The sequence below is a fragment of the Streptomyces spiralis genome (assembly GCF_014654675.1).
Taxonomy (GTDB): domain Bacteria; phylum Actinomycetota; class Actinomycetes; order Streptomycetales; family Streptomycetaceae; genus Streptomyces; species Streptomyces spiralis.
The window spans coordinates 19,161-31,970 of the sequence record NZ_BNBC01000009.1; the positions used below are offsets into that span (position 1 = coordinate 19,161).

Genomic DNA, 12,810 nt, shown 5'->3' on the forward strand with positions numbered 1-12,810 from the left:
GGCGCGCAGGAGTCCGGCCGAAGGGCGGGGCGCCGTGCTGCCGTACCGGTGCCGCGTCGCCGTACCTGCACCGCGATGTCGTACCCGCCTGACAGACTTTCCCGCCCGTCACCCGGCCACCACCCCTCAACGAGTCAGCCTGGCGGCTGACACACTGTTTCAATGCGCATTGTGGTTCTGGCAGGCGGCATCGGTGGTGCCCGGTTCCTGCGCGGTCTGAAGCGGGCCGTGCCGGACGCGGACGTCACGGTCATCGGCAACACCGGCGACGACATCCACCTCTTCGGGCTGAGGGTCTGCCCGGACCTCGACACGGTGATGTACACGCTGGGCGACGGCATCAACGAGGAGCAGGGGTGGGGGCGGTCCGACGAGACCTTCCACCTCAAGGAGGAACTGGCGGCGTACGGCGTCGGGCCCGAGTGGTTCGGCCTGGGCGACCGGGACTTCGCCACGCACATCGTGCGGACGCAGATGCTGGGCGCGGGCTATCCGCTCAGCGCGGTCACCGAGGCGCTGTGCGACCGCTGGAAGCCGGGCGTGAGACTGATCCCGATGAGCGACGACCGCGTGGAGACGCATGTCGCCGTCGAGATCGACGGCGAACGCAAGGCGGTCCACTTCCAGGAGTACTGGGTGCGGCTGCGCGCGTCGGTGCCCGCCGAGGCCGTCGTGCCGGTGGGCGCGGAGCAGGCCAAGCCCGCGCCCGGCGTGCTGGAGGCGATCGCCGAGGCGGACGTGATCCTCTTCCCGCCGTCCAACCCGGTCGTCTCCGTCGGCACCATCCTGGCCGTACCCGGCATCAGGGAGGCGATCGCCGACGCCGGGGTGCCGGTGGTGGGCCTGTCCCCCATCGTCGGGGACGCGCCCGTGCGCGGGATGGCCGACAAGGTGCTCGCCGCGGTGGGCGTGGAGTCCACGGCCGCGGCGGTGGCCGAGCACTACGGCTCGGGCCTGCTCGACGGCTGGCTCGTCGACTCGGTGGACGCGGCCTCGGTGGAGCGCGTCGAGGCGGCCGGGATCCGGTGCCGTGCGGTGCCGCTGATGATGACCGACGTCGACGCCGCCGCGCAGATGGCGCGGGAGGCACTGATGCTGGCGGAGGAGGTGCGGGAAGCTTGAGCGGACAGACGCCCGGGTACCGGGTCTGGGCGATCACCGGGATCCCCGAGGTCCAGGAGGGCGACGACCTCGGCAAGCTGATCGCGGCGGCCGAGCCGGGACTGGCCGACGGTGACGTACTGCTGGTCACCTCCAAGATCGTGTCCAAGGCGGAGGGCCGCGTCGTCACCGCGGCCGACCGGGAGGCCGCGATCGACGCGGAGACCGTACGGGTCGTGGCCCGCCGCGGACCGCTGCGGATCGTGGAGAACCGGCAGGGCCTGGTCATGGCGGCGGCCGGCGTCGACGCCTCCAACACCCCTTCCGGAACGGTGCTGTTGCTGCCCGAGGACCCCGACGCCTCCGCGCGCGCGATCCGGGACGGGCTGCGCGACGCGCTCGGCGTCGACGTCGGGGTCGTCGTCACCGACACGTTCGGGCGGCCGTGGCGCGCGGGACTCACGGACGTCGCGATCGGCGCGGCGGGCGTACGCGTGCTGGACGACCTGCGCGGCGCCACGGACGCGCACGGCAATCCGCTCAGCGCGACGGTCGTGGCCACCGCGGACGAACTGGCCTCCGCCGGTGACCTGGTGAAGGGCAAGGCGGCCGGGCTGCCCGTCGCCGTGGTGCGCGGCCTGACCCATGTGGTGTCCGGGGAGCACGGCGAGGGAGCGAGGGCCATGGTGCGCGACGCGCGCGACGACATGTTCCGGCTCGGCACCTCCGAGGCGGTACGGCAGGCGGTGACCCAGCGGCGCACGGTGCGAGCCTTCACGGACGAGCCCGTCGACCCGGGTGCCGTGCGGCGGGCGGTGGCCGCCGCGGTGACCGCGCCGGCGCCGCACCACACGACGCCGTGGCGGTTCGTGCTGCTGGAGTCCGCCGAGTCCCGGACCCGGCTGCTCGACGCCATGCGGGACGCGTGGATCGCCGACCTGAGACGGGACGGCAAGACGGAGGAGTCGATCGCCAAGCGGGTGCGCCGCGGGGAGGTGCTGCGGAACGCGCCGTACCTGGTCGTGCCCTGCCTCGTCATGGACGGCTCGCACACCTACGGCGACGCGCGGCGGGACGGGGCCGAGCGCGAGATGTTCGTGGTCGCCGCGGGTGCGGGCGTGCAGAACTTCCTGGTCGCGCTGGCCGGGGAGCGGCTGGGCTCCGCGTGGGTGTCGTCGACGATGTTCTGCCGCGACGTGGTGCGCGAGGCGCTGGGGCTTCCGGAGACCTGGGACCCGATGGGCGCGGTGGCGGTCGGGCATCCGGCGGAGCAGCCGCGACCGCGGCCGGAGCGGGAGGCGGGTGCGTTCATCGAGGTGCGGTGATGCACGTCTCCTACTTCCGGTTCTTCTTCCGGTCCTTCTTCCGGCGGTTTCCGCCTACGACCGCTTGGTCTCGTTAGTCTCGTAAGTCTCGTAGGACCACTCCGGCGACCTCTGGGGACTCATTCGTGGCAGGACGTTTCGCTCCGCGGCCCACGCGTACGACCGTGCGCGGTGGCCATGTCGCCGTGCCCTCGGGCGGTGCGGTGCCCGCCGGTGCTGTGCCCCGGCAGGCCGCCGCGCCGGGGCGGATGCGCACCTGGGTGCCGGACGGGCCGCTGGACCTCGGGCTGGTGCTCGGTCCGCTGCGGCGCGGGCCGGGCGATCCGACCTTCCGTGCGACGCCCGACGGGTCCGTGTGGCGGGCCAGTCGTACGCCGCAGGGGCCCGGGTCGCTACGGGTCTTCGCGCGCGGCGGGGAGGTGTGCGGCCAGGCGTGGGGGCCGGGGGCCGAGTGGCTGCTGGAGCAGCTGCCCGAGCTGCTCGGGGCCGCCGACGACCCGTCCTTGTTCGAGCCGAGGCACCGGCTGCTCGCGCTGACCCGGCACCGGCGGCCGGGGCTGCGGCTGACCCGGACCGGGCTGGTGCTGGAGTCGTTGATCCCGTCGGTCCTGGAGCAGAAGGTCACGACGGTCGAGGCGTACGCGGCGTGGCGGACGCTGGTGCGGAAGTACGGGGAGCCGGCGCCCGGCCCGGTGCCGGTACGGATGTACGTCATGCCGGCGCCGCGCACCTGGGCGCTGATTCCCTCGTGGGACTGGCACCGGGCCGGGGTCGACGACAAGCGGGCGTCCACGGTGCTGCGTGCGGTGCGGGTCGCGGCGCGGCTGGAGGAGGCGGTGCGGATGCCTCCGGCGGCGGCGCGGGAACGGCTGGAGCTGGTGTCAGGGATCGGGCCGTGGACGTCGGCGGAGACCGTGCAGCGCAGTCATGGGGCGGCGGATGAGGTGACGGTGGGGGATCTGCATCTGCCGGGGATCGTGGGGTTCGCGCTGGCGGGGGACCGGTATGCGGATGATGCGGAGATGCTGCGGTTGCTGGAGCCGTATGCGGAGCAGGGGCAGCGGCATCGGGCGGCTCGGTTGATTCTGCTGAGTGGGCGGGTGCCGCCTCGGCGGGGGCCGCGGATGCCGGTGGGTGATATCGGGCGCTTTTGAGGCACGGCGCGGCGGTGTGAGGTGGGGCAGGGCACCCTGCGTCGACCGGTGCCCGGCGTGGGGTGGGTGCGCTTGCCCGCGCGTGCGGGGTGCCGCTGCGCCCACCCGTGCCGCCCTGGGGGTGCCTCCCAGGCGTTGAGCACTGAGGGAGGGACGACTGCCCGTAGCCACGGGGCACGCGCGCCCGCAGCTACGGAGGTACGCGACTGCCCGCAGTTGTGCCGTCGAGGCTGCGCGCTACTGGTCCGAGGAGAATCTCACCGCGCCTGCCGGGATTTGGGCGTCGCACCAGATGCGTACGCCGTCGCGGAGTTCGTTGTCGGGGCCGATGATCGCGCCGTCGCCGATGACCGTGCCGGTGAGGACGGAGCGGGTGCCGATGCGGGCGCGGGCGCCGATGAGGGAGTCGGTGATGACGGCGCCGGGTTCGATGACGGCGCCGGGCAGGATCGTACTGCCGGAGACCCGCGCGCCCTCGGCCACCTGCGCGCCCTCGCCGACCACCGTGCCGTCCGTCAGCTTGGCGTCGGGGGCGACGACGGCCGTGGGCAGGACCAGGCGGTCGCCGCAGCGGCCGGGGACGGCCGGGGAGGGGGCGCGGCCCAGCACCAGGTCCGCCGAGCCGCGGACGAAGGCGGCCGGGGTGCCGAGGTCGAGCCAGTAGGTGGAGTCCACCATGCCCTGGAGATGGGCGCCGGCGGACAGCAGGTCCGGGAAGGTCTCGCGCTCCACCGACACCGGGCGGCCCTGCGGGATCGTGTCGATGACCGAGCGGCGGAAGACGTACGCCCCCGCGTTGATCTGGTCGGTGACGATCTCCTCCGGGGTCTGCGGCTTCTCCAGGAAGGCCAGCACGCGGCCCGTCCCGTCGGTCGGGACCAGGCCGTAGGCGCGCGGATCCGTCACCTTCGTCAGGTGCAGGGAGACGTCCGCACCTGTCTCCTCGTGGGTGCGCACCAGCGCCGGGATGTCCAGCCCGGTCAGGATGTCGCCGTTGAAGATCAGGACCGGCTCGTCCGGGGCGGAGTGCAGCCGCGAGGCGACGTTGCGGATGGCGCCGCCCGTGCCCAGGGGCTCCTCCTCCGTGACGTACTCCAGGTGGAGTCCGAGGGAGGAGCCGTCGCCGAAGTACGGTTCGAAGACCTCGGCCAGATAGGACGTGGCGAGCACGATGTGCTCGACGCCCGCCGCTCTCGCCCGCGCCAGCTGGTGGGTCAGGAACGGCACCCCCGCCGCCCGCACCATGGGCTTCGGGGTGTGCACCGTGAGCGGGCGCAGCCGGGTGCCCTTGCCGCCGACCAGGAGGATCGCTTCTGTCACCTGTCGTCTCTGCTTCCTGCCGGGACCGGCCGATCTGTCCTTCGGCCGGCCAGTGTATGCAGACCGTTCCCGGCCGCCTTCGAGGACCGTGCGGTGCGGTCCGGCCTCAGCGGCCCTGGTAGCGCGCCGCGGCCTTACGGGCGGTGCCGAGCTTTCCGTAGAGCTTTGCTCCGGGGCAGTCGGTGGCGAAGCCGTCCCGGTGACCGGAGATCACGTTCAGGCGTACGTTCTTTCCTTTTTGGTAGAGGTTGCCACCGGCGGACTTCAGATATGTCTTTCCGCGCGGATTCATCCCGTACAGACCGAGCTTCCACGCGGCGAGCCGGGCGACGGCATCGACGGCGGCCGAGGAGGGCTTGGACCTGCTGTAGGTGCCGATGACGGCGATGCCCACGCTGTTGCCGTTGAAGCCCATGGTGTGGGCGCCCAGCACCGGTTTCGCCACGCCTCCGGCCCGGCCCTCGTAGATGGTGCCGCACTTGTCGACGAGGAAGTTGTAGCCGATGTCGCGCCAGCCCATGCTCAGGACGTGGTAGCGGTAGATACTGCGGATGACCGAGGGGGCCTCGGAGCAGGTGTAGTTGTTGCCCGTGGCGGTGTGGTGGACGAACGCCACCTTGTCCTTCTTCGTGTAGACGAACCCCCTGGCGCGCAGGGACTCGTCCGCGCCCCAGCCCCGGCGGGTGACGATCTTCGGGCGCGGTCCGATGTGGGGTTCGGCTCGCTGACGTTCCGTCAGTTCGGCGCCGCGCAGGGCGAACAGCTCGCGTTCGGTGTCCTCGCGGTCGAGCGCGGGGATCTCGGTGGCGCCGATCGGGGCGAGGTCGGCGTTGGCGGCGGAGGCGGCTGCCGCCGCCTCGCTCAGCTCGCCGGTCCGTGGCTGGTCGGGCTCGGGGTTCGCGGGCGTCGGCTCGTCCCCGGAGCCGTCGCCGGGATCGTCGCCGGGGTCGACGAGTTCCAGGCGCAGACCCGAGGGCAGCGGCAACTGCAGCAGCGGGTCCGTGGCGGCGCCCTGGTCGCGGTCACCGGTGTCCGCGCGGACGCGTACGTCGACACCGTCGCAGTCGCCCACCCACAGCGGCGCGGTGGCGCCGCGCACGTGCCGGGTGGCGCGTTCGGCGGTGCCGGGGTCGGCTCCGTGGTCGGCGTTGTGGGTCTCGACGGTCTGCCAGCCGGACCAGGTTCCGGTGACGACGGAACGGGTGCGGACCTGGACGCTGCCGTGCAGTTCGGTGTCGGGGTTGTCCCAGACGACGCCGAGGAGCGAGAAGTGCCGTACGTCGGCGCGGCGCAGGCCCTGTTCGAGGGCGGCGCCGTCGGCGGGGGTGGTGGCGAGGGTCCGGGCAGTGGTGAGGGTTCGGCCGCGGGCACGGCCCTCGGTGAGCGGGACGAGGGGCAGGGACTGGGTGCTGCCGGGGACGTCCGCCGCTTCCGTGCCCGCGCGTTTCGCGGCCGGCGCCGGCGGGGCCGCCACCAGCGCCGCCGACGCGCTGCTCACCGTCGTCGTGGCCGCGGCGGCGGGGAGGGCGGGCGTCAGAGCGAGCGCCGCCGCGCTGGTGACACCGATCGAGGACGCAAGAAATCCGTATCGTCGACGCATGCCCCTGATCTTGGACATAGTCATACATACATGTCCATTAGCGAACTGACGGTGCGTCGGATGATGTTCCGCCGAACCGGTGGCCGCCCGCCGCCCCCTCAGCCGCCGGGGCGCGCTGCGCGGGCGCGACGGCGCGTACGCTAGCGCGGGTGAACGCCACCGAACGCACCCCTGCCGACCTGCTGGGTTCCGCGCTCGCCGCGGATCCCGGGCGCCCCCTGGTGACCTTCTACGACGACGCCACGGGCGAACGTGTCGAATTGTCCGTGGCCACCTTCGCCAATTGGGTGGCCAAGACCGCGAACCTCCTCCAGGGGGACCTCGCCGCCGGGCCGGGTGACCGGGTGGCCCTGCTGCTGCCGGCGCACTGGCAGACGGCGGTGTGGCTGCTGGCGTGCGCGTCGGTGGGCGCGGTCGCGGACGTCGGCGGCAATCCGGCGGCGGCCGATGTCGTGGTCAGCGGACCGGACACGCTCGACGCCGCACGGGCCTGCTCCGGCGAGCGGGTCGCGCTGGCCCTGCGGCCGCTGGGCGGGCGGTTCCCGCAGCCGCCGGAGGGGTTCGTCGACTACGCCGTCGAGGTGCCGGGGCAGGGCGACCGGTTCGCGCCGTTCGCGCCCGTGGACCCGGAGGAGCCCGGCCTGATCGTGGCCGGCGCCGAATACACGGCGGCGGAGGTCGTCGATCGGGCCCGCGCGGACGCTCCGGGACTGGATCTGACGGGACCGGGTTCCCGGCTGCTGTCCGGACTGCCGTACGACACCTGGGAGGGGCTGAGCGCGGGTCTGTACGCCCCGCTCGCCGCCGGAGGATCGGTCGTCCTCTGCCGCCACCTGGACCGGTTGGGCGAGGAGTCCCTGGCCAAGCGCATCGAGACCGAAAGGGTCACGGCGACGGCACGATGACGGACGGCGCCCGGGGAAGGCGGCACCGCACGCCCCCTCCCCGGTCCTGACAACAGCGGCGCAAGGCCGCACGGTCGGGACCACTCGGAGTCACAGGCCGCGGGACCCCACCGTCGCAGGGCCGGATCGGTTCCCCCGTTCGGCCCATCAGTACCCCTCCCCCGGGCTCGCCCCGGGTCATGGTCGTAGGACCGGACGCAGGAGAGGGGTGGTTCCAGACGTGAGCCGTGGGGCAGGCGGGAGCCGCCGTGCCGAGGGCCGTGACGGTGAACCGGGCGGGCCGTGCGTCGGGCCGGGCCTGGGGGGATCGGCCACCGGGGCCGGGCTCGCGCGCCGGCGGCGTATGCGCTGGCTGCGGGGCACCGCGCTCGGCGCGGCCGTCCTGGTCACCGCGGCCGCCGGGATCGGGTGGGCGGTCTACGTCAAGCTCAGCGACAACATCACCCCCGACGAGGCAGCCGCCGCCGAACTCCGGCGCTACGAGAAGGAGCGGCCCACCGCCCTGGTCAAGGGCGCGCAGAACATCCTGCTGATCGGGTCGGACACGCGCGCGGGCGACGGCAACACCCGCTACGGGCGGGACTCGGGGACCGAGCGCTCCGACACCATGATCCTGCTGCACCTGGCCGCGGACCGGCGCAGCGCCACCGCCGTGTCCCTGCCCCGCGACCTGATGGTGGACGTGCCCGGCTGCCACCGCCCGGACGGCAGCCGCACCGAGCCGACGTTCGCGATGCTCAACTACGCCTACGAGACGGGCGGCCCGGCCTGCACCATCCGTACCGTCGAGAAGCTGACGGACATCCGGATCGACCACCACGCCGTCGTCGACTTCAGCGGATTCAAGGCGATGGTCGACGCGGTCGACGGCGTCGAGCTGTGCCTGAAGAAGCCCGTGAACGACAAGGACGCCGGACTGCGGCTGCCGGCGGGCCGGGTGACGCTCGACGGCGAGCAGGCGCTCGGCTACGTCCGCGCCCGCAAGTCCCTGGGCGACGGCAGCGACACCGACCGCATGGAGCGCCAGCAGCGGTTCCTCGGCGCCCTCGTCAGCAAGGTGCGCGGCGACGACGTCCTGCTGAACCCGGTGAAGCTGTATCCCGTCCTGGACGCGGCCACCTCCTCCCTGACCACCGACCCGGCGCTGGCGAGCCTGCGCGGCCTCTACCAACTCGTGCGCGGGCTGCGCGAGATCCCCACGGAACAGGTGCGGTTCCTGACGGTTCCGAGGGAGTCGTACGTCTACAACGCCGATCGCGACCAACTCGTGGAACCGGAGGCCGAAAAACTGTTCGCCCGGCTGCGGGCGGACCAGCCGGTGGCGGTGGCCAAGGATGTTTCGCGGCATTCCGGAGCAAACGGCGCCAATTCGGCCGCGGCGGATTTCCGTTCCTCGACCGGCCGACCGGAATCCCCGACCGGCCGACCGGATTCCCCCGCCGGCGCGCCGGATTCCCTTCCCGGCGGCGGTTCGGCTGTGCAGTCGCACGACTACGTTCAGTACGTTTCCGGGGGCGCACCGAAGCGCCGCGCACACACTGCCGCATTCGTGGACCCACCGTCGCCCACCCCCTCGTTCCCCGGCAACACCGCCGCTGAGGACATCTGCGGGTAAAGCCACGACCAAAGGCGAACTTTTGTTCACGGAAATGGGCGGATTGCCCAGTTGTAGGGAAGTGGAATTTGTCACCGCCGTCGCTGAATCGCCAACCAGCCGGATAGTGTGAGCGATCCGGTGCTACCGGCCGCGAGGTCTCCCTGGGGTCGTGCACTGTGTGAAGCAGACCTGAGCGCCTTTGAGGGGGTAGGCGCCGCGTGGCCCCGACGGAGGATTCGGACAATCGTGGACGCGCAAGGCCGTGGGCGGGCGGACAACATCGATCCCGCAGACCAGTGGGTGCTCAACCCGAACACCGGCGAATACGAACTGCGACTGACTCCTTCCGCTCCGCAGTCGTCCGTCCCCGGCCCGCGCAGACCGTCCTCGCGCGGTGCGGGCGGGGCCGGCGGCAACGCGGCGGCGGGACGGCGCGCGGGTGCGCCGGGAGGACAGCCCGCGCCCGGACGGCAGCAGTCCCGCGAGGCGGCGCCCGACCGCACCGTGCCCGGGCCGCGCCGCCGTCGTGGCGCACCGCCGCCGCAGGAGCCGGTGCCCGGGCGGCGGGGGCGCCGGCCGGAGAAGAAGAAGTCGAGGACCAAGAAGGTCCTGATGTGGACCGGCGGCACCATGGCGTTCGTTCTGGTGGGCGCGGGCACGGCCGGCTATCTGATCCTCAAGCACCTCGAGGGCAACATCTCCACCACCGACGTGGGCGACGCGGCCAAGAACGGCTTCAGCAAGGACGAGGCCTTCAACATCCTGATCATCGGCACCGACAAGCGGACCGGCAAGGGCAACGAGGGCTACGGCGACAAGGGCAGCGTGGGCCACGCGGACACGAACATCCTGCTGCACGTCTCCAAGGACCGTACGAACGCGACCGCGTTGAGCATCCCCCGCGACCTGATCGTGAACGTCCCGGACTGCCCGACCATCCAGCCCGACGGCAGCACGAAGGTCATCCCCGGCACGGACGATGTCCGCTTCAACACGAGCCTCGGCCAGGACGGCCGCGACGCGGGCTGCACGATGCGCACGGTCAAGGCGGTCACCGGCATCGCTCCCGACCACTTCATGATGGCCGACTTCAACGCGGTGAAGACCCTGACGTCCGCCGTGGGCGGCGTCGAGGTGTGCCTCAAGCACGCCGTCGACGACCCGGACTCGCATCTGAAGCTGCCCGCCGGCTCGCACAAGGTCGAGGGCGAGCAGGCGCTGGCGTTCGTCCGCACCCGGCACAGCTTCGGTAACCAGGGCGACCTGGACCGGATCAAGGTGCAGCAGCAGTTCCTCGGCTCGCTGATGCGCAAGATGTCCTCCAGCGACACCCTCACCAACCCGGCCAAGCTCTACGACCTGGCCGACGCCGCCACCAAGGCACTCACCGTCGACCAGGGCATCAAGAAGGTCAACACGCTCAAGGACATCGCCCTGGAGCTGAAGAAGGTGCCGCCGAAGAACATCACCTTCCTGACGGTTCCGGTCCTCGACAACCCGGCGGACGGCAAGGTCCACAAGACGGTCATCGTCGACCCGAACAAGGCCCCCCAGGTCTTCGACACCATCGGCAGCGACGTCTCCTTCACCGAGGTGAAGAAGAAGCAGCAGCAGGCGAAGGACGCGGAGGCCGACCGGCTCAAGGGCTCCCAGTCGGCCGCCTCCGAGGTGCGGGTGCGGATCCTGAACGGAGGCGCCCCTCCCGGTTCCGCGTCGCAGACGCTGACCTGGCTGCAGAACCAGCAGGGCGTCACCAAGTCGGAGAACGCCGGCAACGCGCCCGCGGCCATCGGCAAGACCACGCTCGAGTACGCGCCCGACCAGGCCGACCAGGCCCGTAAGCTCGCCGCGCTGATGGGGCTGCCCGGTTCCGCGCTGAAGCCGGGCAAGAGCGTGACCAACTCCCAGGGGCTGCCGGCGATGACGCTGACCCTGGGCAAGGACTTCAAGGGCGCGGGAGTGTCCCTCACCGCTCCGACGAAGGCGCCGGACGTGGACGGGAAGTCCACGGCCGACAAGGTTCAGTGCGCGAGTTGAGCGCACTGGGCCACCCTTCGGGCCTGTCGAGCGTCTAACAGGGCGCACGACAGGCCTGTTCGGTGAAGCCAGGGTGGGGAGGATGGGGAGTTGACCCAGAGTGGTCTGCGCGGGGAGGGGCCTGCGGTCGAGGAAGCGCCCCTCGCGTCGCGGGGTGGGAACACGTCGGGCGGCCACGGCCGTCACGGCGGTGGAGGACATGGCGGGCGCGGCGGACGCCGCACCGCGGGCAGACGTCCCAAGCGGCGCGTGCTGCGCTGGTCGGCGACGGTGCTCGCGGTGGTGATACTCGGCACGGCCGGCGCCGGATACCTCTACTACGAGCATCTGAACAGCAACATCCGCAAGGGCGAGCGCAGCAGCGGCGACTCCAAGGCGCAGAAGGCGAAGCCGAACGCGGCCGGCCAGACGCCCGTGAACATCCTGCTGATCGGCTCCGACAGCCGTAACTCCGACGCGAACGTCGCGCTCGGCGGCAGCAGGGAGAACCGGGGCAACCCGCCGCTGGGCGATGTGCAGATGCTCATCCACCTGGCCGCGGACCGCAAGAGCGCGGCCGTGGTGAGCATTCCGCGCGACACCCGCGTCGACATCCCCAAGTGCAAGGACCCGAAGACCGGTCACGTCTACCCGCCGACCAACGCCATCATCAACGAGTCACTGGCCCGCGGCGGCGCCGGCTGCACCCTCGCCACCTGGCAGAACCTCACCGGTGTCTACATCGACCACTGGATGACCATCGACTTCGCGGGCGTGGTGAAGATGGCGGACGCCATCGGCGGCGTCGACGTCTGCACCAATCAGAACGTGTGGGACCGCCCGCTGCCGGGCGTGCCCGGCGGCTCGGGGCTCAAGCTGAAGGCCGGCACGACCAAGGTCAAGGGCAAGCAGGCCCTGCAGTGGCTGCGCACCCGGCACGCCTGGGGCAGTGACCCGCTGCGGGCGAGGGCCCAGCACATGTACCTGAATTCGATGATCCGCACGCTGAAGAGCCAGAGCATCTTCACCGACACCGGCCGCCTGATGGACCTGGCCGAGGCGGCCACGAAGTCCCTTCAGGTCTCCGAGGAGATCGGCACCGTCAAGAAGCTGTACGACCTGGCGATGCAGCTCAAGACGGTCCCGACCAACCGCATCACCATGACGACGATGCCCAACCTCGAGGACCCGCAGAACAAGGACCATCTCGTCCCGGACGGCGCCAACGCCGACAAGATGTGGAAGATGATCCGCGACGACGTGTCCTTCGACTCCAACGGCAAGGACGCCGACGGGAAGAAGGACGGGGCCGGCGACGGCGGCACGGAGGGCGCCGACCAGGAACAGGCCACCGCGGACCCCGCGCACCCGGACGGCCAGATCGGCGTCACGGTGCAGAACGGCACCCGCACGTCCACCCTCGCCCCGGTCTCCCACCGGGCGACCGACATCAGCCGGGAGCTCGTGCAGAAAGGCTTCACCAGGGCCGCGACGGACGCGTCGGTGACGCCGTCCGCGGACGAGACGGTCGTCCGCTACCCGAGCGCCGAGCTGAAGGGCGACGCCGAGCGGGTCGCGGCGGCGCTGGGCATCCCGATGTCCTCGGTGGAGAAGTCGACGGACGTCACCGGTGTGACCGTCGTCGTGGGCTCGGACTGGCGCACGGGCACCAGCTACCCGAAGCAGGAGGCGCCGAAGGCCGGGGACATCCCGAAGAACTCCGACGCCATCAACGGCGCCGACACCGGGCAGTGCATGGACGTGTACGCGCCCTACCGCTGGTAGTCGTACG

The 12,810-nt window shown here is 71.8% G+C and carries 9 protein-coding genes; 7 read left to right on the top strand and 2 right to left on the bottom strand.

Annotation, left to right across the window (positions count from 1 at the left end):
- Window positions 1-162 precede the first annotated feature (162 nt).
- The 3 genes from cofD (at window position 163) to IE318_RS11970 (ending at window position 3,580) form a co-directional block, all read left to right on the top strand.
- Window positions 163-1,122, top strand: coding sequence for a 2-phospho-L-lactate transferase (gene cofD / locus IE318_RS11960; RefSeq protein ID WP_189899514.1), 960 nt, complete (start codon window positions 163-165; stop codon window positions 1,120-1,122).
- Entirely contained in the window at window positions 1,119-2,426 is a 1,308-nt protein-coding gene (locus IE318_RS11965; protein WP_189899517.1) for a coenzyme F420-0:L-glutamate ligase, read from the top strand. Before cofD ends, IE318_RS11965 begins: the two co-directional genes overlap by 4 nt.
- A gap of 125 nt (window positions 2,427-2,551) precedes the next feature.
- Window positions 2,552-3,580, top strand: coding sequence for a DNA-3-methyladenine glycosylase family protein (locus tag IE318_RS11970; RefSeq protein WP_189899518.1), 1,029 nt, complete (start codon window positions 2,552-2,554; stop codon window positions 3,578-3,580).
- Between the two features lie 237 nt (window positions 3,581-3,817).
- Here IE318_RS11970 and manB read toward each other — a convergent pair whose 3' ends face one another.
- Together manB and IE318_RS11980 are read right to left on the bottom strand one after the other, a co-directional pair.
- Window positions 3,818-4,900, bottom strand: a complete 1,083-nt coding sequence (manB, locus tag IE318_RS11975; protein WP_030182467.1) for a mannose-1-phosphate guanylyltransferase — start codon at window positions 4,898-4,900, stop codon at window positions 3,818-3,820.
- Between the two features lie 106 nt (window positions 4,901-5,006).
- Entirely contained in the window at window positions 5,007-6,518 is a 1,512-nt protein-coding gene (locus tag IE318_RS11980; RefSeq protein WP_189899761.1) for a peptidoglycan recognition protein family protein, read from the bottom strand.
- A 131-nt stretch (window positions 6,519-6,649) separates the two neighbouring features.
- On the opposite strand from IE318_RS11980, the gene IE318_RS11985 reads away from it, so the two are divergent.
- The 4 genes from IE318_RS11985 (at window position 6,650) to IE318_RS12000 (ending at window position 12,803) form a co-directional block, all read left to right on the top strand.
- Window positions 6,650-7,405, top strand: a complete 756-nt coding sequence (locus tag IE318_RS11985; protein WP_189899520.1) for a TIGR03089 family protein — start codon at window positions 6,650-6,652, stop codon at window positions 7,403-7,405.
- 343 nt (window positions 7,406-7,748) lie between these two features.
- Window positions 7,749-9,020 carry an LCP family protein gene (locus tag IE318_RS11990; protein WP_189899522.1) on the top strand — a complete coding sequence of 424 codons (1,272 nt, stop codon included), beginning with the start codon at window positions 7,749-7,751 and terminating at the stop codon, window positions 9,018-9,020.
- Window positions 9,021-9,248: 228 nt separating this feature from the next.
- A complete protein-coding gene (locus IE318_RS11995) occupies window positions 9,249-11,039 on the top strand; it encodes an LCP family protein (RefSeq protein WP_189899524.1) in 1,791 nt (596 codons plus the stop codon).
- Window positions 11,040-11,129: 90 nt separating this feature from the next.
- Window positions 11,130-12,803, top strand: coding sequence for an LCP family protein (locus IE318_RS12000; RefSeq protein WP_189899527.1), 1,674 nt, complete (start codon window positions 11,130-11,132; stop codon window positions 12,801-12,803).
- Window positions 12,804-12,810: the final 7 nt, after the last annotated feature.